Below are 20,425 nucleotides of genomic sequence, written 5' to 3'. Positions count from 1 at the left end.
GTAGGGACGGCAAGCTTCACTCTTACTTGCTTACTTGGACACGTCTTCGCCGAAATATTTCTCGGAGATCGTCTTGTACGTGCCGTCTTCATGCATGTCGGCCAGCGCTTTGTTGACCGCTTCGATCAGCTCCGGCTGGTTCTTGGCGAATACGCCGCCGCTTTGCGAAGCGTCGTCGGCTTCGGCCACGACTTTGAGCGCGATGTCCGGTTTTTGTTTCTTCAGATCGAGGAACGACAGATTATCGTTGATCGTCGCGTCGACGCGGCTGGAGTTCAGCAGGTCGATCGCCTGGTTGAAGCCTTCGATCGGCACGATCTCGGCGCCGTTCTCTTTGGCGATGTCAGCGAGGTTGCTGGTCAGCGACTGGGCGGACTTTTTGCCTTTGAGATCGGCCAGCGATTGGATATCCGTGTTGTCTTCGCGCACGATCAGGACCGCGCCGGAAGAAATGTACGGATCAGAGAAATCATATTTTTCTTTGCGATCGTCGCGGATCGAGACTTCGTTGAATACGGCGTTGAAGCGTCCGGCGTCGATGCCGGCCAGCAGGCTGTCCCACGGCGCTTCCACGAATTCGGCTTCCACGCCGAGACGCTTGGCCACTTCGCGGGCGATCTCCACGTCGAAGCCGGTCAATGCGCCGCTTGCGTCGTGGAAAGTGAACGGGGCGTACGTGCCTTCGGTTCCGATAACCATCTTGCCGTCGGACTTGATCTTCTCCAGCGCGTTGGCTGCCGCGGCCGGCTTCTCTTCCGCCGTACCCGCGTTATTCGTAGCGGCCGGGCTGCTTCCGTTGCTGCCGCAGGCGGCGAGCATCAGGGTCATCAGGATGGCAACAAGGCCGAGCAAAGTCGCTTTTTTCATGGGTGAATTCCTCCGATTGTGTCTAATGGATGTACAGTACAAGTAGGTCGTGCAAGATTGAATTTTATACCCTTACCTTATGAAAGTCAATGGGGTTTCGTATAATTCCCATTCATTTTATCGGCTTTAGATTCAACATTCCGAATCCGCCCTTTTCGCCTTCTTCTTACCGCGCTTATTTCTCTCTTATTTTTACAGCGTGAAGGGAACCGGTTTCGTTTAAGTATATACATAGATCTGTCTTGCTTGGGCCGTAGTCCCCCTTACCCTCGACCCGGTCTCCGCACCTCTCCGGATGGGCAGCGGAGCGGCATTTGCCGCAAGCTTCTCTTGCCGGAAGCATACTTTCACTAGGAGGATGTTCATGTTCAAGAATCGCTTTTTCGTCGCGGGAGCGGGCGTCGCCCTGGTCCTGCTCATCATTCTCCTGGGAACGATGGTCAAATTCATCTTCACGCCGGTCGTATCGCTGGTGAGTTCGCTCGTCGTTCCCCTGCTGATCGCAGCCTTTTTCTATTATCCGCTGCGTCCGCTCGTCCGGTTCCTCGAACGCAAAAAATTGAAGCGCTCCTGGTCGGTCATGCTGATCTTCGTAGTCTTTATCCTGCTGATCGTCGGTGCTTCGTTCTGGGTATGGCCTACCCTGCGCGATCAGGTGGAGAGCTTCGTGACCAACGCGCCGCAGCTTGCGCAGGATGCGGTATACCAGCTTCAGCAGCTGCAAAACAACCCGACGTTCAGCCGCTTCCTTCCGAGCGATGCCGGCCAGAACCAGGAACTGCTCGATCGCTTGTCGGGCGTACTCGACACGTCGCTGACCTGGCTGTCGGATAACATCACCGGCATGTTCTCGTTCCTGTCGAGCTTCGTGCTCGTCATCGCGACGTTCCCGATCCTGCTCTACTTCCTGCTCCGCGACGATCACCGGCTTCCTCCGTACCTGATGAAGCTGTTCCCGGCGAACAACAAGGAAGACGGCAAGGCAATGCTCGGCGAAATGGACGACGCGCTGAACGGCTTCATCGCCGGGCGGGTTATCGTCAACCTGATGCTGTGCGTGCTGCTCTATATCGGCTTCCTCATTATCGGACTGCCGTACTCGCTGCTGCTCGTTCTGATCTCGTTCTTCCTGAACTTCATTCCGTTCATCGGCGCCTTCCTCGCCGGCGTTCCGGTCGGCATCGTCGGCCTGATCGAATCGCCGAGCATGGCGCTCTGGTCGATCGTGATCGTTGTCGTGGCGCAGTTGGTCCAGAACAACCTGCTCGAACCGCTCGTCTTCGGCAAGCAGCTCGACATGCACCCGCTGACCGTCATCGTGCTGCTGCTCGTCGGCGGCGACGTGATGGGCATCCTCGGCATGCTGATCTGCATCCCGATCTACATGGTCGTCAAGATCGCGATCCGTCACATTTACCAGATGTACATCAAAAGCAAGATCAAGCATACGCTGAACTGAAGTCGGCCGTTCTCCTCAAAAGGGAGAACGGCTTTTTTGCTTTTGAAACGATTTCGAGAAAAAGATTGACTTTTAGAAAAAACCCCTTGCAAGGCGGTTTAGAATCTCTTGGCGTGTGTAAATATGAAGCATGGCAGGAACATCGAAGCCTTGGAACAGCCCCATCGACGAATGACAAACACAACGAAATTCTACATTTCGACAACCACGAGGAGGTACCACCATGAACAACAAAATCGTAGGCGTGTTCAATTCGGAAAGAGACGCTTCCCATGCAATCGAGGACCTGAAGAAATCGGGTTACAGCACGAACGATATCTCGGTCATTACCCGGGACAAGAAAGATATGCGCAAGCTTGAAGACGAGACGGGCACCATGGCTCCGGAAGGCGCAGCAGGCGGCGCGGCTACCGGCGGCGTGCTCGGCGGCATCGGCGGTCTGCTGGCCGGACTCGGCGCGCTGGCCATTCCGGGCATCGGCCCGCTGCTGGCGGCAGGCCCGCTCGCGGCAACACTGGCCGGAGCGGCGGTCGGCGCGGCAGGCGGCGGACTCGTCGGCGGACTGATCGGCCTCGGCATTCCCGAGAACGAAGCGAAGGAATACGATGACGCGGTCGATAGCGGCGGCATCCTCGTCATCGTCGATTCGGAAGACGCGAAGCGCGGCGAAATTTCCCGCATTTTCCGGGACAACAATTCCACGAATCGACGGCACGAAATGGACATGAAAGGCGGACTTGCCGGGGGAACGATGCTGAACGACACGACGTCCGATCCGGCGGCAGCGCGCGATACGATGGCGGAAGATACGCTGTACCGCGATACGCCGGCGATGGGCGCGACGAACCTCGACGCGAACCGCATGGACGGAACGCCGGTCGGCGACCGCGGACTTGCAAGCCCTGCCGATCTCGATCTGGATCAACATCGGGCCGGACTCGATACGGAACATCATGACGAAGCGCGCAAGCTGCAACTGCGCGAAGAACAGCTCGACGTGACGAAGAACACGGTGCGCAGCGGCGAAGTCGGCGTGCACAAAGAAATCGTCGAAGAGCAGAAATCGATCGACGTTCCGGTCAGCCACGAAGAAGTCGTGATCGAACGCCGTTCGGTGAACAACGTACCGACCGACGAGCCGGTCGGCATGGACGAGACGATTCGCGTGCCGCTCACCGAAGAGCAGGTCGAAGTGAACAAACGCAACGTCGTCACCGGCGAAGTCGAAGTTCACAAACGCGAAGTGCATGAAACGGAGCAGGTTCGCGATACGCTGCGCCGCGAAGAAGCGCGCGTCGACAAAGACGGCCGCGTGGAAGTGCGCGACGGCGCGGACGCGGACAAGCTGAGAGAAAACGCGACGACGCGTCGTCCGTAACGAGGTTGTGCGACTGCACACCGGAACCTCTTAAAAGATCCCGTTAAACGATTCCGAAGCTAGCGCCGCTTCCCCCGCTCCCTCATCAGGCTTCCATGACAGGAAGCGGCGCCGTTTCCGAACGCGAATAAGCCCGGCTGGACTACAGCTCGGGCTTGTTCGCGTATTCGGGGTGATTGTTCTTTTTTTACATGTCCGAGATTTGCCTATTCAAGTTCCACCAAGGAGGATGACAAGTATGGAGACTCAAAAAGTAGCGGGCATCTTTCTGACGCAGCGTGAAGCTTCCGAAGCGATCGAGGAGCTGAAGCGGTACGGCTATGACGCCGACGATATTTCCGTCATTTCCAAAGACCATCAGGATGCGGCCGCGATCGGCGAACAGACCGGCACCAAAGCACCCGAAGGCGCCGCTGGAGGCGCGACGGCCGGAGGTATCCTGGGCGGCGTAGGCGGACTGCTGGCCGGACTCGGCGCGCTGGCCATTCCCGGCATCGGGCCGCTGCTCGCGGCGGGCCCGATCGCGACGGCGCTGGCCGGCATCGCTGTTGGCGCGACCAGCGGCGGGCTCGTCGGCGGCCTGATCGGCCTCGGCATTCCCGAAGAAGACGCGAAAGCGTACGATCAGCAGATCGGCGGCGGGCGCATGCTGGTGCTTGTCGATACGACAAGCGACCGCAAAGAAGAAGTCGAAGACATCTTCCGCCGGCATTACGCGCTGAACCATACCCGTCTGGGCGCGGACAGCGACAACGACAATCTGACCGTCGCCGCGCCGCACGCTTCGGAGCGCGAAGCGGCCGATGTTCATGAGACGGCTGACGTTCGCGGTACAGCCGATGTTCGCGACACAGCCGATGTTCGCGACACAGCCGATGTTCGTGACACAGTCGATGTTCGCGGTACAGCCGATGTTCGAGATAAAGCGCCGCTCGGCGTAATCGACGGAATCGGGCAGCAGGAGCGGGATTCCGCTTATCCGGCCGATACCGGCCGCGATACGGAAGCCTCCCTGCAGCGCGAACTGGAGATGCACGCCGACCACGGTACAGACCGCGACACAGACCGCGACGCGATCCAGCTGCGGGCCGAACAGCTCGATATCGACAAAAAGCAGGTTCGCACCGGGGAAGTCGAAGTCCGCAAAGAAATCGTTCACGAGGAAAAAGTGATCCGGGTGCCGGTCAGCCACGAAGAAGTCGTGATCGAGCGGCGCGCGGTCAACGGCGAAGCGACGGACGAACAGATCGGCCAGAACGAGACGATCCGGATCCCGGTCAGCGAAGAACGCATCGAAGTGAACAAGCGCAGCGTCGTGACCGGCGAAGTCGACGTCTACAAGCGGGAAGTCGAAGAAACGCGGCATATCGAAGAGACGCTGCGGCATGAAGAAGCGCGGGTCGAACAGACCGGGCACGCGGCGGTCGACGAAGCTTCGGCCGGCGAAGCGGCCGAACGGCGGCCGTCTGCGGGCTTGCCTTCTTCCCCGCCGGCGACCGATGCGGCCTCCCTGCCGCCGCGCAGCGAACGTCCAAGACGTTAACGCCCTTGCTGCAATTTGCAGTCCTCTATCTGCCGGCTCCGGCCGGCTTTTTCCGCGGAACGTTCCGTGTATGCGGACGTTCCGCTTTGTCGCGCCGTTCTTCGGCGCTGCTGCCGTATTCCTATTCCCTATCGAAAGAGGTTGACGACATGACAGAACCTAATACCCGCTCCGAGATCCGGTGGGCGATCTTCGGACCCGGACAGATTGCCGGCGATTTCGCTTCCGCGATCCGCGCGGTGTGCGGAAGTATCGAGGCGGTCGGCGCCCGCAGCCTGGACAAAGCCCAAGCGTTCGCCCGCGAACACGATATTGCCAAAAGTTACGGAAGCCTGGACGAACTGCTGGACGACCCGGCCGTCGACGTTGTCTATATCGCCACGCCGCACAATACGCACCACGAATTCATCCTGCGCGCGCTTGAAAAAGGCAAGCACGTCTTGTGCGAAAAAGCGATCACGCTGAACGGCGCCCAGCTTGCGGAAGCGGTCGAAGCCGCCCAATCGCGAGGTCTCGTGCTGGCCGAAGCGATGACCGTCTACCATATGCCGCTGTACCGGGAACTGCTTGACCTGCTTGCAGGCGGCAAACTCGGCGCGATCAAAAGCATTCACGTGGAAATGGGCGACGCCAAAGAATACCATCCGGACAACCGCTTCTTCAATCCGGATCTGGCCGGCGGCGTGCTGCTTGATATGGGCACGTACGCGCTGTCGCTTGTCAAGATGTTCATGCCGGGCGGTCCCGACCGTTTCCTTACGGACGTACGCAAAGCGGATACCGGCGTCGACGAAGAAGCGTTCATCCGTCTGCACGGCGGACTCGGCGAATCGGCGTCGGTCTCGATCAGCTTTTTGGCCGATACCGGGCATGTCGCCTTTATCGTCTGCGAACGCGGCACGATCTTGATCAAAGACTTCACCCGCGCCGTGCGCGCCCTCATCTCGTACGAAGACGGGACGACGGAGACGATTCCGGCCGGCGAACGCGCCGAAGCGCTGTCGTACGAAGTGCGCGATTTCAACGCCTGGGTTCAGGGCGACGAGACGCCTTCCACGCTCGGCTGGTCGATCGGCGTGATGGCGATGATGGATCAGGCGCGCAGCAGTTGGGGACTCCGCTACCCCGACGAGGTCTGAGGAATACGTTTTTTCGCAGGAGCCCCTACACCGTTAGGGGCTTTTTGCCGATAATAAACCCAAGTCTGTCATCGCGTACAACCAATTCCATAGATGGGGAAGTGAGCATTTGAGCAATCTCGATCAAGTCATGCATCAGAGAAACAAAATCGTCATGTGGATCTTGTGGGCCGTCTTTCTGCTTCTCGGCCTCGCCAGCTTGAACCTGTCGCTTCCGACGCAGCTTGCGGCCGGCGCCATGGGCGTTTTTGCGGCGGCATTTACATGGCTGACGTGGACGGGAAAAGCACAACCGGCTCTGCCGTATGCGGCCGCCTTGTTTTTCTTCGCCTGCTACGCCCTCGTGCTGACCGATACGATCAACGTGCTGGCGGCGCTGCTGCCGGTCGTACTGCTGCTGCTCTATCCGCGGGCGCGCTACGTGCTGCTCTACTCTTGCCTGACGGCAATCGCGATTTTCGTGTCGTGGCTGCGCGGTGCGGACGTGTTCGTGCCCGAAGGCCGGATGGTATCGCTCATCTTCACGGTGGGCTTGTTCGTCGTCATCGCGGCGATCGCGGTCGCGATCGGTCTTCTGAGCGAAAAATTGTTCGCCGATTCCGTCCGGCAGCGTCAACGCGCGGAAGCCGACGCCGAGCAGCTTGAGCGGGTATTTGCCCAAATCAAGTCGGCGGTCGATCAACTCGGGAAGTTCGCCCACAAGTCCAAAGAAAACATTACGCTGAACGAACTGATTACCGGCGAGATCACGAACGCTTTTGCCCAGGTGGCGGAAGGCGCGGAGAGTCAGGCCGGCAGCGTATCGGGCATCTCGGACAAAATGTCGGCCAGCGACGTGGAGATCGAAGGCGTCGTGCAGAACTCGTCGATCATGCGCGACCTGTCCGCCCATACGGCGAGCGTCACGCAGGAAGGCGCCAGCCGCATGGGCGACCTGCGCGAACAGATCGACCAGGTCTACTCGGTCATGAGCGATACGGCGCACGACATGGAGCTGTTCCGCGAACAGAACCGCCAGATCGCCCAGATTCTGACGACGATCTCCGAGATCGCCAGCCAGACCAACCTGCTGGCGCTGAACGCCGCGATCGAAGCGGCCCGGGCCGGAGACGCCGGACGCGGATTCGCCGTCGTGTCGGACGAAGTGCGCAAGCTGGCCGAGCATTCGCGCGAGTCCGCCGAACAGATCGGCGGAATTCTCGGCGAGCTGCAGAGCGGCACGGAGCGGCTCATGAGCCAGGTGAACCGCGGCCGCGAAGCGGCGGAGAGCAGTCTGGCCGCCGCCCGGCGCTCCGAAGACGTGCTGACCGAGATCAACGTGAATACGCACAAACTGCTCGATCAGGCCGGCGAAGTCGAACTGCGCTCCGAGAAGATGAAAGCTTCGTCTTCCGAAGTCACCGATCAGACCGCCGCCATCTCCACGATCACGAAGCAGACCAGCTCCGCCATGGAAGAGATTTTGGCCGGCATGAGCGAACAGAAGTACATCACCAACCAGATGGCGGGCAGCTTCGGCCAGCTGGAGAAGCTGATCGGCGATCTGCAGGACCTGACCGCTGCCCCGGAGCGGGAAGACGCTCAAAGTTCGCTGTCCGTCCCGTCCGGCACGAGCGGATAAAGACCGGATGCGGCGGGTTCGGCCGATCGTTTATCCCGTATAAAAAGGCAAATCCCGCGCGAGCGCTCGCGCAGGATTTGCCCTTTTTTTGCCGTATGCCTCTATCTCAACGCTCACCCGATATACCCGGTTTACCGAATCGTGAATACTCTCGAAGCCGCGTCCGCTCTCGCTTGGGACGACGCGTACAGCACCCGGTCCGGCTGCTTGTAGAACTGCGGCCACAAGCCGTGCCGGTAAGCGGCCGACCCCGGAAACGTCGGATCGGTCGCCCGGACCGCTACCGCGTAGACGTGAACCTGCTGCCCGGTCCGGGCTCCGGTCGCCTGCCGCAGATCGATCCGATACCGGAACGTTTGGGCGTCGTACAGGCTGAAGCGGACCGGCGACATTTTCCATCTGCCGCCCGAACCGATCTTGTAATGCAGCCGGATCTCGGCCGGCGCGCTGCGGTCATATCGATTCGTGCGCGGATTGTCGGTGCCCGCATACGCGGTCAGGTACAGCAGGCTGCCGTCCTGCCAATCGGCGGACACATAATCGAGATCCGAACCGCCGTTCCACGTCGCAAGCGAAGCGTGGCGGTAGAACGGATACATCGGCATCGTCCGGCTGCCATGATCGCTGCTGCGGCCGCGGCTGACGTGCTGGATATGCAGATGCGGGTTGTAGCGCTTGGCCCGGTCGACCGTGCCGAGCACGGTCGTCTCGGTCACGTAATCGCCGACGCGCAGGCCCGAACCGCCGGAACCCGCCGGATCCATATGCACATATTGGACGTAGTCGCCGTCGGGCATGCCGTCCCCGTCGGTGTCGTGATCGACGATCACGCTGCCGAGCTGGGCCGACGTGTCGGACTTGATCTCGGTCACCCTGCCGGGCAGGATCGCGTAGACGCGTTCGCCTGCGGCCATGGCCAGATCCGCGCCGTTATGCGGATTGGTTCCGCTGACTACGCTGCGCGGCTGATTCGTCTTGCTTTCAACCGGCGAATAGCGTTCGAGCAAGCCGTCCGCATCGCTGCGGGCCGGCGTAAGAGCCGGCGCGATCGACGTGCGGACGCCGTACTGCTGAACAAAACGCGCGCCGTAATCGGCCGCCGAAGCCGTCGATACCGCGCCGAGCGCAAGCAGCGCGCAGACGACCGCGCCGATCCGGCGCAGCGGCCGATGGCGGCGCATGTCTGTACGCTCCCGCACGTCTCCGTTCACGCTTCGCTGACGCTTCATGTCCCCGCCTCCTCGCCAATATCGAGCGTATACGTCGATTCCGTCCCGGTCGCCCGGCTGCGCGTCCGAACGAGCAGGCGCTCGGCGTCCTGCCACGACAGGCCGAGGATCGAAGCGCCCGCGGGCTCCGCGATCGTGCGGCTCTTGAGCGTGCGCGCTTCGATCAGCATCAGCGTCGATACGCGGCTCGAACGGTCGGGCGCGTTCAGCACCGCGAACGTTCCGCCGTCCGCGGACGCGGCCGCGGCACGGACATGCCCCAGTCCGCCGCCTTTGAACGTGCGGACCTTGCCGGTGGACAGGTCGCGCACGCTCAGCGAACCGTCCTTCGTCTGCGACAGCAGATGCGTGCCGGAGACGGCCGAGACAGAATAGCCGGAGACGAGCTTGGTTGACGCTCCGGTCGAGCTGTCCACGCGTACGATGCCGCCGTCGCCCAGATCGAGATAGAAGCGATTGTCGGTATCCCAGCCGAGCAGCGTGTAGCCGGCTCCGTAGATCTTTTTCTCCGCTCCCGTGCGCAGGTCCTTGATCCAGTTCTCCCCGTCTTCGCTGCCGGTCGACGGAAGGCTGCGCGTCGTCCAGTACAGCAGCTTGCTCCCGTCGGGGCTGATCGAAGCACGCTGGCCCCAAACGACCATTTTGGGCGCTCCGCCGGCTGTGCCGCTGCGGACGGTCTTGCGGTAGCCGCCCGTTTCTCCAAGCAGAAACGGGGACAGCGTCTTCCGCTGTGGATCGAGCTTATAGAGGGACATCGCGTATTCGATCAGCGCCTGCCCGTCCAGAAGAGTATGCAGCTCGTAGCCGAGATCCGGCGAAGGCAGCGGAACCCGTCGGCCGTCGAATTCGACATAGCGGAAAGTGAGCGTCTCGTTCAGGCCGTCCGCCCGAAGTCCGGCCGTGAACGTGCCGGTCTGCCCCTGCGCGGCCCGCGTGCCGGCCAGACTTCCGGTGCGGCCGGTCGCCGGATCGATCGAAGCCGTGGCACGCTGCTTCTCCGCCCGTCCGGGCAGCTTGAGCAGCATGCCGCCTTGCTGGGCGGTCAGCCCCGGCTCTTGGCCCGCCCGCGTCCAGGCATCGGTATCCGCGAGCGCGGCGCCCGAAGCCACGGCGAGCAGCAGCGCGGCCGCGGCGGCGATTTTGAACATTTTTCGCATATTCGGCTCATCCTCCCTTTCCGGTACGAAAGTTCTCTTGATGCGCCCTAATGTACGCGATAACTCGCATACATGCAATAAAACGGACAAATTGGAAATGGTTATTGAAAAATAGGGCTAAAGGTATTATTCTATTCCATAACAAAGACTTAATTCCCTGTCTGTCTAGCTCTCAAGTTGCACGTCTATTTGCCGTGTTCTGATCCATCATCCCAAAGGAGGTTATTCGCATGCCGGAATCCCTGATCGTGCCGGAAAAGCCAGACTTGTTCGATGTCCCTGCGTCTACCGGCTCCGGCAGCGTCCCTCATCCTCCGTCTTCGCCGCCGGTCCATGCGGACGGCACGATCCGCGTACGCGGGGGCAAAATTCAAGTGACCGATCCGGCGGGAGAAGGCGAGCCCGCCGTTCTGCTGCCGGCCGCGCCGCTGCGATTTTGGCTCAATGGCGCCGAGCTGCTCTCCGCTTCGGCGGTTCGATCGGCTGACCGGATCGAATGGGAATACACGGACGAGCCGATGTACGACATCGAAGTCTCGCCCGATCGCATGCAGGCGGTCATTCGCGTCTTCGCCGAGATCCGCCATGCGTGGACGCTTGCAGACACCTCCGCCGCAAGCACGCTCTCGCCGAGCGCGCGTCCCGACACTGACACCGTCGTTCGCCGGCTCGGGATCGCCGAGCTGATGGCCGAAGTCGGAGCGCTTGGCATTCGCCAGCATCTGGACGTCCCCGCTATCGTGCAAGCGCTTCAACAGGCGAACGGCCAGCCGGCCGCTTTCGCTTTCGGGCGCCAGCCGCTGCCCGGCCGGGACGCCGAGCTGGAGCTTCGGTTCGAAGAGAGTATCGAAAATGCATTCGAAGAAGCCGGCGGTTCCCTCGATTACCGCAGCCATCTGCGCATTCCGTCTGTCCAGCCGGGCGACCTGCTGGCCCGGGTCATCCCTTCGGAGCCGGGCACGCCGGGCTATGACGTATACGGCGAATCTATTGCCGCGCCTCCGGTACGCGAGCTCGACGTGCGCGCGCGGCAGCATGTCGAAGAACGGGAACCCGGCGTATTCGTCGCCGCCAAATCCGGCCGGCCGTGCATCACGGAAGGAGCCGTCCGCTACTTGGACGTCTCCGACGCTTACGTCGTGCAGGGCGACGTCAACCTGAAGACCGGGCATATCGTCTTTTCGGGCGACGTGACCATTCAGGGGAACGTGACCGACAACATGATCGTCGAGTCGCTCGGCAACGTCTACGTATCGGGCGGCGTCTACCATTCGACGATCACGGCGGCCGGCAGCATCGTCGTGCAGGGCAGCACGATCGGCAGCTGTCTGTATTCCGGCAGCTTCGGCCTGACCTTCAACCGTCTCTATCACCTCTCGATGCAGCTCAAGGACGAGACGGCGATGCTGCTGCAGGCGGCGCGCACGCTGTATGCCGAAGTCGGCCGGCGGGGACAGTCCGCCCGCTTCGGCCAGGTCGTTCTGCTGCTCATGAAGACGAAGTTCAAAGAGATTCAGCCGCGGGTGCGCGAGCTGCTGCAGGTGCTCGTCGCGGTGCAGCGCAGCACCGGCGGCGCTTCGAACGAATTTGCCGACGACCTGAACCTGATGCTGTCGCCGGCCCAGATGATCGAATCGCTGGACGAACCGCTGCTCGTCCGCCTGCAGGGCAGTCTGGAGCGGGAGCATTCGTTCGTGAACGATATGCAGCAGGGCGATTCGCGGATCGAATTGTCCCGCTGCCAGACCAGCACGATCAAATCGAACGGAGACCTCGTGATCCACCGCGAAGGCGTCATGCAGAGCGATCTGTATTCGACCGGCTCGATCACGTTCGTGCATCCGGTCTCGGTCTGCCGCGGCTCGTGCCTCGAAGCGGAAGAGCGGATCGACGCGCGGATCGTCGGCAGCGCCGGCGGCGCGCCCTGCATCCTGCGCGCCCGGCAGAGCATCCATGTGCACCGCATGTTCGAAGGGAAAATTTCCGTCGGCACCCAGCACCGTAATATCCTGACCCCGGTGCAGGATTATACGTTCGGCGTTCCCGAGCCGGACGCGAACGCCGTGCCGGGCTGAACCCGGACGCACGCCCCCTGACCCGAACGCAAAAAGCGCGGAAACGAAGTTCTCCTTCGTTTCCGCGCTTTTGCCGTTTCGGTCTTGCACATTCCCGGTCTTGGTCGCTCCCGGGTCTTACCCGTTGCCGAGTCTTATGCGTTTCCGGTCTTGCATGTCCCCGTGTCCCTTTGCTGCTGCTAGCCGTTCAGCTTCTTCAGCAGTTCCTGCAGAGCCGCTCCGCGGTGGCTGATCCGCTGCTTCTCCTCGACGCTCAGTTCCGCCATCGTGCGCTCGTACTGCGGCACGAAGAACAGCGGATCGTAGCCGAAGCCGCCCGCGCCGGCCGTCTCCGACGTGATCCAGCCTTCGACCTGGCCTTCGGACTCCAGCGTGCGGCCGGTCGCCGGATCGTACATCGCCAGCGCGCAGACGAACTTCGCCGGACTCAGCAATGGCTGCTCCGTGTCGTCGCCGAGACGTCTGCGCATCAGCTCGTCCATCAATTTGGCGTTGTTCGCCGCGTCGTTGCCGTGTTCGCCGGCGTATCGCGCCGAATGTATGCCCGGCGCTCCGTCCAGCATCTCGACGCACAACCCCGAATCGTCGGAAATGACCGGCAGATTCAGAAAATCGCCGATTTCTTTCGCTTTTTTGAACGCGTTCTCCGCGAAGGTCCGGCCGTCTTCCACGACTTCCGGCGCTTCCGGATACTCGTGCAGGCTGCGCACTTCCTTGCCGAGCGGTTCCAGCGCATGCCGGAACTCGCGTACCTTGCCCATATTGCGGGTCGCCATGACTATGATCTCTCTGCCGTTTCCGCTGCCTGCTTCGCTCATGCCAATCCTCCGCTTCCGTGACTGCCGATCTTCAGCGCGTTCGCGCCGAGCGCTTCCCGCTGGAGCCCGATCATCTGCCGGACGCCATGCTCGCCGAGTTCGAGCAGGCGGTTCAATTCGGCGCGGCTGAACGGCCGCTCTTCGCCGGTCCCCTGCAGCTCGACGAATTCCCCGGCTCCGGTCATCACGATGTTCATATCGACCGCCGCGGAAGAATCTTCGTCGTAGCGCAGGTCGAGCAGCGCTTCGCCGTCGACGACGCCCACGCTGACCGAAGCGAGGTAATCGGTAATCGGATACGTCTTGAGCTTGCCCTGCGCTTCGAGCTTGTTCATGGCCAGGCACATCGCCACAAACGCGCCGGTAATCGAAGTCGTTCGCGTGCCTCCGTCCGCCTGGATCACGTCGCAGTCGACGATAATCGTCCGCTCGCCGAGCGCCTGCAGATCGACGACCGCGCGCAGGGCGCGGGCGATCAGGCGCTGGATTTCCATCGTGCGCCCGCCAAGCTTTCCTTTGGCCGATTCCCGGATGCTGCGCGAATGCGTCGCCCGGGGCAGCATCGAATATTCGGCCGTGACCCAGCCGCGTCCCTGCCCTTTCATAAACGGCGGCACTTTTTCTTCCACTGTGGCGTTGCAGAGCACTATCGTATCGCCTACCGTGATCGTAACCGAGCCTTCCGCGTATTTGTTCGTGTCGATCTCAAGCTTGACGGGACGGATCTCGTCCGGTTTTCTGTCGTTCCTGCTCACTTTTGTATCCTCCCGTATCCGTCTGTTCGACGCTTCGTTGTGTTCATTTTAGCAAAATCCGTCAGGGAAAGCACATCTTCCTCGCCTTTTTGGACAGTTTTTGTTTCATCGCCGCCGAAACTGTACAGAAAGGAAGAGAGGTGATTAACATGCAAAATCCGGAAAAAATTACGCCCAAAGAAGAAAAAATGGGCATTCCCGAACGTCAGGCTTATTCGCTGAACAGCCGCAAAGTGGCCGAAGCGACCCGAAGCTGGCTGGACAAGCGCGGCGTGAAGATTGAAGAGATCGCGGAACTGGTCCTTTTTCTGCAGCAAAAATATTATCCCGAACTGACAATGGAAGAATGCGTGCATAACGTGGAAAAAGTGCTCGAAAAGCGCGAAGTGCAAAACGCCGTGCTGACCGGCATCCAGCTCGATGTGCTTGCGGAAGAAGGCAAACTGCTGTCTCCGCTGCAGGAAATGATCAAAAACGACGAAGGGCTGTACGGCGTGGACGAGATTCTCGCGCTGTCCATCGTCAACGTGTACGGCAGTATCGGCCTGACCAATTTCGGTTACGTCGACAAGCTCAAGCCCGGCATTCTGGAGCGGCTGAACGACAAAAATCTCGGCCCCGTCCATACGTTCCTCGACGATATCGTCGGTGCGATCGCCGCGGCGGCCAGCAGCCGGATCGCGCACAACAAGCAGACCGAACGCGAAGTGTCGATCGAGCTGCCCAAAGAACCCGGCGACGATTGAGCAATATTCAGCATTGTTCGTATCCCTATAACCGGCATTGCCCGAACCGGCATCGCCCAAAACGCGCCAAAAAGAGGCAGGACCGAATCGGTCCTGCCTTTTCGCATGCCGCCGGTTCGCCGGAGTATCGCAGGGACGTCCCTTTTTCCCTGCCTCCGCGAACATAGGACTGCCGCGCCGTCAAGCCTCGCCTGTCAAGCCCGGCGCACGACCTGCTTGAGGCGTCCGAACTTGCGGTAGAACGGCTCGCAGTCCGCTTCGAAATAACGTTCCAGACCGCTGAGGCCGTCCAGCCGCACGAAATCGACAGGCGGATCGGGAATGCACGCCGAGGAAGCCCGCAGGCTTGCCGCACGTACCACTTCTTCCCATTCCCCTTCGGCTTCGACCGCGATCAGCGTGTGCGGCGGATCTCCGCTCTCGGGATTGTAATAATGCGCGCTGTACGCAAGCTTCACATTCGAGAACGATCGAAACACTTCCGAGAGGCCGCTCAGCAGCTCGGTCGGTTCCTGCACCGGACGCCCGAGCAGGATCTGACGGTCCGTATCCAGCGTATAGCTCTGCGGCATTGCCAGCAGGCTTCCGTCGAGAATCGATTCGATTTCGGCAGCCGGAAACTGCTTGGCGAACGGCGCGCCGGGATTCAGCCAGACGTCCGAACCGCGAACGAGTCCGAACAAATCCATCGCGTTCATCGAGATATAACGCATCTCCTGCTCGATCGAACGCTGCAGCATTTCCAGGGAACTGAATACGGGCAAATACGTTTTGCCTTCGATTTCCACGCATGGCAGACGCACTTCCGCTTTTTCCCGGATCATTCCGTCTTCGACCGGTACGTCGCCTTCCATATGTAGGGCATACAGTTCCGCACGTTGAAGCTCCTCATAGAATGCCCTGCGCCGTGACGGATATTCGACCGCCTCGCTTAGAGCTATTTCCAATCGGTTTTGGGGTGTAAAACTCATCATTTCCCTCCTTTCTTGTAGGTCTTCTATAATGAACATGGATTGAAAAAGGATTGCAGAAAAAGGATTACAGCTGTCTTATAAGACATTTTATACCTGTTTATAGGTAAAAGCAAAAAAAAAGAGGACTTCCCGGTTACAGGAAGTCCTCTTGAAGCTTGATTGGAAAGTGTCCGTCCGAAAAGGACAGGTTGGCGAATCGATTACATCGATTTCGTGAGCGTGATCATCCAGTTGCTGCTGTCGACGTTGAAGTTCCAACCCAGCAGGCCTGTGATGAAGCGAAGCGGTACAACGGTTCTGCCGTTCTCGTCCGCGAATACTTCGTGGCCGATCGACTGTCTTTTGCCATTGACTTCCATGAAGTCTTTGCCCAACCAGAATTTCAGCGTATCTTTGCCGGCCATTACCGTTACGGCATTGGCTTTTTTGTCCCATTTCACGTCAGCGCCGATGCCTTCGCTCAGGAAACGAAGCGGTACGTAAGTGGTGTTATCCCAAACGCGCGGCATCGTGTCCATTTTGGTCGTTTTGCCGTTCAGCGTCAGGTTTTTGCTTCCGATCTGCATTTTGACCGTCATCATTTTGCCCGGTGTCGGTGCAGGTGTTGCCGGAGTTGTTGGAGCTGGTGTAGTAGGAGCCGGTGTCATAGCCGGTTCTTGGAATTTAGGGTTAAACTGGTCCACGATCGCGCCGCTCAGCAGTTTGCCCACGTCGAACATCAGGGCATAACCTTCGCGTTCCGTTTTGTACGAACCGGTGTAATCTTTGGCTGCGTATTGATCCAGCACTTTTTGCACTTGATCTTCATGCGCAGTCAGTCCGGCCAATGCGCCGGCTTCCGGAATACGGTTTTCGGTTGCCGCGCTCAAGAACGCCGCCATTTCTTTGGTGAATTTCGTGATTTGGGCTTTGGCTGCCGTAATGGCCGCTTGGTCCCCGCTCTTCACGGCAGCTACGTATTGAGCCTGCACGTTGATATGGTCAGTCGTCCAGAGCTTTTCGAACTGGTCCGCTCCCGCATTGCCGTAGACCGAAGCGATTGCCGCTTTGAAGTCTTTGGTGTTGCCGGCTTCAGCGATTACGAGTGCGCTGCTGCTTGCGCTCATGCCGTCATACTGCTCTTGCATTTGCAGCGTAGCGAGTGCGAAATGTTCCGCGAACAGGTAGTTCAGAGCCGATCTCAGATCGCCGGCAGGCGTATCGGATTTCGTGTTCTGGAATTTTTCCGGCATTTGCGTCACGATTGCCGTCGACAATGCTTCGCTGACCGTAAACATCGTGTTCAGGCCTGTACGGTAAGCCGTGTAAGCTCCCGTGAAGTCGCCCGCTACATATTTCTCGAAAGTATCCTGAACCTGGTCTTCGTGGAGACGAAGCACTTTTTCGGCTGTAGCTTGTGGCAGTTTGCCGCCTGTTGCCGTTCCGAGGAAGGCCGAGAATTCTTTGACGAATTTCTCGATTTTGGCTTGGGCTGCCTGTACGCCTGCCGTGTTGCCGGCTTTTTGCGCTTTGACCAGTTCATCGGTCGCTTGGTTGTGGGCGCTGAAGATGCGTCCGAATTCCGTTGCGCCCGCTTTGCCGTACAGCGATTCGATCGCCGGCAGCATGTCGCTTGCGTTGGCGTTCAGTGCCGCGAACGAAGCAGCTGCGTCAGGCGAACCCTGGTACGCTTTGATCATCGAGTCTACCGCGAGTTGGTAATGTTCGGAAAGGAGACGGTCAAGCGCGGCTCTCAGTTCGACCGCAGGTGTCGTAGTCGAAGCTTTCATTGCTGTCATTTGCGCTGCCGTTGCCGCAATGTTCGTCGTTGTCGTTGTCGAAGCCTGTGCCGGAGCGGCCCCCGCCACTGTCGGAACTACCAGAGCCAGACCGAGTACCGGTGCCACGAGCTTCTTTGCATTGAACATTTTAAACATTGTCCATTCCTCCATTGTATATCTGAATTTTGTTATTTCCTGATTTCCGTTGTTTGTTGCGTTGTTTCCGCTGCTTACATGTCATAAAACGCAGCGGTTCGAAGTTTGGATCACCTGTTTTCAAAATCTTTTTAAAAACTTTGGATTTCTTCGAAATTGCCTTTTTAAAATATTTTCCATTTGGACGTTTCTGGTTTTGATTTCCCGAAACTTTTTGGAGTGTTATATAATTGCCGGCATCTCTTATATAAACGCGGTTCCTAAGAACTAACCAAGCGGCAAAGCTTATTTCGAAATTTATTTTTGCGGGCTTGTCCGGGCTGCCGGTTCATACTTTGGTCGCATAAAAAAAAGCCCGTCCCCCTTAATAGGGAGACAAGCTCGTTCAAACAGGTTCGTTCGATTCGATAGCGGATCGTCAAAGGGAATGCCACGTGCATACGTCTTCTTCCGTTCGGGAGACACGCCCCCGGTCTTCCAATTCGACCAGGTGGGCGAGCGTCTCCGACAGCGCGAAGCGGAGCTGGTGAATGCCGAGCGAACCGCCGAACAGCCCGACGCACACTGCATAGGCGCTGCGCGGTTCACCGCCGAGCATGCCCTGCATCCGGTCCAGCCGCTCCTCATGATGGGCCGACAGCTGCGCCGTCCGTTCCGCGAAATTCCCGAACGGATCGCGATGGCCGGGAAAAGCCTGGCTTACCCGCAGCCCGCCCAGCACGCGCAGCCCGTCCAGATACGAGCGCAGCGGATGTTCGTCGCCTCCGGGCGTATAGGAAATGTTCGGCGAGATTCTCGGCAGCACCGCATCCCCGCACAGGATCAGCCCCGTCTTCTCCTCGTAAAAAGACAGATGCCCTTCGGCATGCCCGCCCGTCTCCACCGGCTGCCACAACCGTCCGCCGAAGCGAATCGGCATGCCGGTGTCGACCACCGAGATTTCGGGCTGCGGCTCGACCTGCGCGGCGAAGCCGGACAGATGCTCCGGCAGCTGCGCCAGACGGCCTTCTTCCATGCCGTGGCGGCGGTACAATTCGATCGTCGCCTGCGCGAAGCCGGCGCCCCCGGACGAATCCGACACGCCGCCCCAGTTGCGGCGGGCCGCTTCGCTTGCGGCGTGGGACATCCATACCTGCGCTCCGCCCCGCTGCTGGAACCAGCCCGCAAGCCCGTAATGGTCCGGGTGATGATGCGTCAGGACGATCGAAGCGATGTCCCGCGGCGCAATGCCCATGTCCCGCATCAAGTCTTCCCACGCGGATTCGTTCTCGGCGGAACGGGGGCCGGGATCGACGATCGTCCAGCCTTCTTCGCCGCGCAGCATATAGCTGTTGACCCAGCGCAGTGGAAAAGACATGCCCATCCGTACCCGCGTCAATTCGTCGTAGCTCGTCATTCGTGATTGGCTCATGCCTTTGTTCCGTCCTTTCCTCGGTCTGCCGCCGCTTCCGCTACAGGCCGCGCTCCGGATCGCGATCGTGGTCGCGTCCCGCAGAACGGTCGTTTTTTTCCATGGCCAAAATCGCGTTCAACATATGCAGCTTGCGAATCGGCTTCGGGATGATCGAGCGGAAGAAGCTGCGTTCCCCTTCTTCGATCTTCTCGCCCAGCCAGGCCAGCAGAAACAGGTTAAGATCCGGGATTTGCTGCAAATTGCTGAAAATTTCGCCCCGCTTGAGCGTGCTGCCGTCGATAAAGACGACGTCGAACGCGCCCATGCCGACGCGCTCCACCAGATCTTCTTCCATTTCGGCCGCGGACTCCGCATGGGCGCCCCAGCCTTCGAGCATGCCGACGATCGTGCTGCGGCTCGTCGCCTGCTGGTCCACCACAAGGAAACGCATGCCTTCCAGCACGTCGTCCTCGAACGGTATCGAAGGCAGGTCGGTATACCGGTCGAACGACAGCATGATTTCGATCGACGTGCCCCGGCCGGGTTCGCTGGACACTTCGATCGTGCCGCCGAGCAGCTCAACCAGATTTTTCGTGATCGTCATGCCGAGTCCGGAGCCTTCGTACGTATGCTGCGACGACTCGTGCACCTGTGTGTAGACGTCGAAGATCCGGCCCGACTGTTCTTCGGACATGCCGATACCCGTATCGTGTATGGCGAAGCTGACCGAGATACCGTCGCTTTTGAGCGAAGGAATCCGTTTGAGTTCGAACACGATCTCTCCTTCATGCGTAAACTTGATCGCGTTCTGCATCAGGTTGAGGAAAATCTGGCGCACTTTCAACACGTCCCCGACGACGAACAGCGGAATTTCCGATTCGACGTTCAAGATGACTTCGACGTTTTTGGCAAACGCCCGCGGAGCGAGCATATAGATCAAATCTTCGACCGTGTTGATCAGGTCGAACGGATTGTGGGACACGGTCATTCGGCCCGCTTCAAGACGGCTCATATCGAGAATACCGTTGACGAGCTCAAGCAGCGAGTGGTTGCTGCTCTGGATAATCTCCAGATAATTCTCCTGCTCTTCCGTCAGTTCGGTATCCTGCAGCAGATCGCTCATGGCGATGATGCCGTTGAGCGGGTTGCGGATCTCGTGGCTGAGCACCGCGACAAAATGCGCTTTGTTCTTCGATTCGCGATCCGCCGCTTCGCGCGCCGACCGCTCTTCTTCCAGCAGCAGCCGCAGCCCGTTGATTTCGGTCCGCAGCTCTTGATGCTCGTGTTCGTATCGTTCTATTTTTCGATAATTTTCTTGTTCGTTTGACATTCCTTAGCACCTCTTCAGGCAAGCA

16 protein-coding genes are annotated in these 20,425 nt (G+C 59.6%); 7 read left to right on the top strand and 9 right to left on the bottom strand.

Annotation, left to right across the window (positions count from 1 at the left end):
* Positions 1-30: 30 nt before the first annotated feature.
* Positions 31-867 (bottom strand): amino acid ABC transporter substrate-binding protein, encoded by an 837-nt coding sequence (locus FTE24_RS10035; RefSeq protein WP_150233189.1) that lies wholly within the window; start codon positions 865-867, stop codon positions 31-33.
* Between the two features lie 364 nt (positions 868-1,231).
* On the opposite strand from FTE24_RS10035, the gene FTE24_RS10030 reads away from it, so the two are divergent.
* The 5 genes from FTE24_RS10030 to FTE24_RS10010 all read left to right on the top strand — a co-directional run bounded on the left by FTE24_RS10030 (position 1,232) and on the right by FTE24_RS10010 (position 8,007).
* On the top strand, positions 1,232-2,326 hold the full coding sequence (locus FTE24_RS10030) for an AI-2E family transporter (protein ID WP_150233188.1): 1,095 nt from the start codon (positions 1,232-1,234) through the stop codon (positions 2,324-2,326).
* Positions 2,327-2,549: 223 nt separating this feature from the next.
* A complete protein-coding gene (locus FTE24_RS10025) occupies positions 2,550-3,704 on the top strand; it encodes a YsnF/AvaK domain-containing protein (protein ID WP_150233187.1) in 1,155 nt (384 codons plus the stop codon).
* Positions 3,705-3,942: 238 nt separating this feature from the next.
* Entirely contained in the window at positions 3,943-5,247 is a 1,305-nt protein-coding gene (locus FTE24_RS10020; protein ID WP_150233186.1) for a YsnF/AvaK domain-containing protein, read from the top strand.
* A gap of 149 nt (positions 5,248-5,396) precedes the next feature.
* Complete coding sequence (locus tag FTE24_RS10015; protein ID WP_150233184.1) at positions 5,397-6,386, top strand: Gfo/Idh/MocA family protein; 990 nt, start codon at positions 5,397-5,399, stop codon at positions 6,384-6,386.
* A gap of 109 nt (positions 6,387-6,495) precedes the next feature.
* On the top strand, positions 6,496-8,007 hold the full coding sequence (locus FTE24_RS10010) for a methyl-accepting chemotaxis protein (protein WP_150233182.1): 1,512 nt from the start codon (positions 6,496-6,498) through the stop codon (positions 8,005-8,007).
* A gap of 131 nt (positions 8,008-8,138) precedes the next feature.
* On the opposite strand, the gene FTE24_RS10005 is transcribed toward FTE24_RS10010, so the two are convergent.
* Positions 8,139-9,236 carry a M23 family metallopeptidase gene (locus tag FTE24_RS10005; RefSeq protein WP_150233180.1) on the bottom strand — a complete coding sequence of 366 codons (1,098 nt, stop codon included), beginning with the start codon at positions 9,234-9,236 and terminating at the stop codon, positions 8,139-8,141.
* On the bottom strand, positions 9,233-10,393 hold the full coding sequence (locus tag FTE24_RS10000; RefSeq protein WP_150233178.1) for a hypothetical protein: 1,161 nt from the start codon (positions 10,391-10,393) through the stop codon (positions 9,233-9,235). The genes FTE24_RS10005 and FTE24_RS10000 overlap by 4 nt, the downstream gene beginning before the upstream one ends.
* A gap of 230 nt (positions 10,394-10,623) precedes the next feature.
* Between FTE24_RS10000 and FTE24_RS09995 the strand changes: the two genes are divergently transcribed.
* Complete coding sequence (locus tag FTE24_RS09995; RefSeq protein ID WP_150233176.1) at positions 10,624-12,468, top strand: DUF342 domain-containing protein; 1,845 nt, start codon at positions 10,624-10,626, stop codon at positions 12,466-12,468.
* A gap of 179 nt (positions 12,469-12,647) precedes the next feature.
* Here FTE24_RS09995 and FTE24_RS09990 read toward each other — a convergent pair whose 3' ends face one another.
* Together FTE24_RS09990 and rph are read right to left on the bottom strand one after the other, a co-directional pair.
* Entirely contained in the window at positions 12,648-13,286 is a 639-nt protein-coding gene (locus tag FTE24_RS09990) for an XTP/dITP diphosphatase (protein ID WP_141446690.1), read from the bottom strand.
* Positions 13,283-14,041, bottom strand: a complete 759-nt coding sequence (rph, locus tag FTE24_RS09985) for a ribonuclease PH (RefSeq protein ID WP_150233174.1) — start codon at positions 14,039-14,041, stop codon at positions 13,283-13,285. Before rph ends, FTE24_RS09990 begins: the two co-directional genes overlap by 4 nt.
* A 188-nt stretch (positions 14,042-14,229) precedes the next feature.
* On the opposite strand from rph, the gene FTE24_RS09980 reads away from it, so the two are divergent.
* Positions 14,230-14,787 (top strand): phosphatidylglycerophosphatase A family protein, encoded by a 558-nt coding sequence (locus FTE24_RS09980; protein WP_141450339.1) that lies wholly within the window; start codon positions 14,230-14,232, stop codon positions 14,785-14,787.
* 194 nt (positions 14,788-14,981) lie between these two features.
* Here the strand turns inward: FTE24_RS09980 and FTE24_RS09975 are convergent, their stop codons facing one another.
* The 4 genes from FTE24_RS09975 to FTE24_RS09960 all read right to left on the bottom strand — a co-directional run bounded on the left by FTE24_RS09975 (position 14,982) and on the right by FTE24_RS09960 (position 20,400).
* Positions 14,982-15,758, bottom strand: coding sequence for an enhanced serine sensitivity protein SseB C-terminal domain-containing protein (locus FTE24_RS09975; RefSeq protein ID WP_160441717.1), 777 nt, complete (start codon positions 15,756-15,758; stop codon positions 14,982-14,984).
* A 203-nt stretch (positions 15,759-15,961) separates the two neighbouring features.
* Positions 15,962-17,677: a copper amine oxidase N-terminal domain-containing protein gene (locus tag FTE24_RS09970; protein WP_237401715.1), complete on the bottom strand. Its 1,716-nt coding sequence runs from the start codon at positions 17,675-17,677 to the stop codon at positions 15,962-15,964.
* 418 nt (positions 17,678-18,095) lie between these two features.
* Positions 18,096-19,088: an MBL fold metallo-hydrolase gene (locus tag FTE24_RS09965; RefSeq protein WP_150233170.1), complete on the bottom strand. Its 993-nt coding sequence runs from the start codon at positions 19,086-19,088 to the stop codon at positions 18,096-18,098.
* A 40-nt stretch (positions 19,089-19,128) separates the two neighbouring features.
* On the bottom strand, positions 19,129-20,400 hold the full coding sequence (locus tag FTE24_RS09960; RefSeq protein WP_150233168.1) for an ATP-binding response regulator: 1,272 nt from the start codon (positions 20,398-20,400) through the stop codon (positions 19,129-19,131).
* Positions 20,401-20,425: the final 25 nt, after the last annotated feature.

It is taken from the genome of Saccharibacillus sp. WB 17 (assembly GCF_008634075.2).
GTDB classification, from domain to species: domain Bacteria; phylum Bacillota; class Bacilli; order Paenibacillales; family Paenibacillaceae; genus Saccharibacillus; species Saccharibacillus brassicae.
This window is presented reverse-complemented; position numbering and strand designations above follow the sequence as displayed.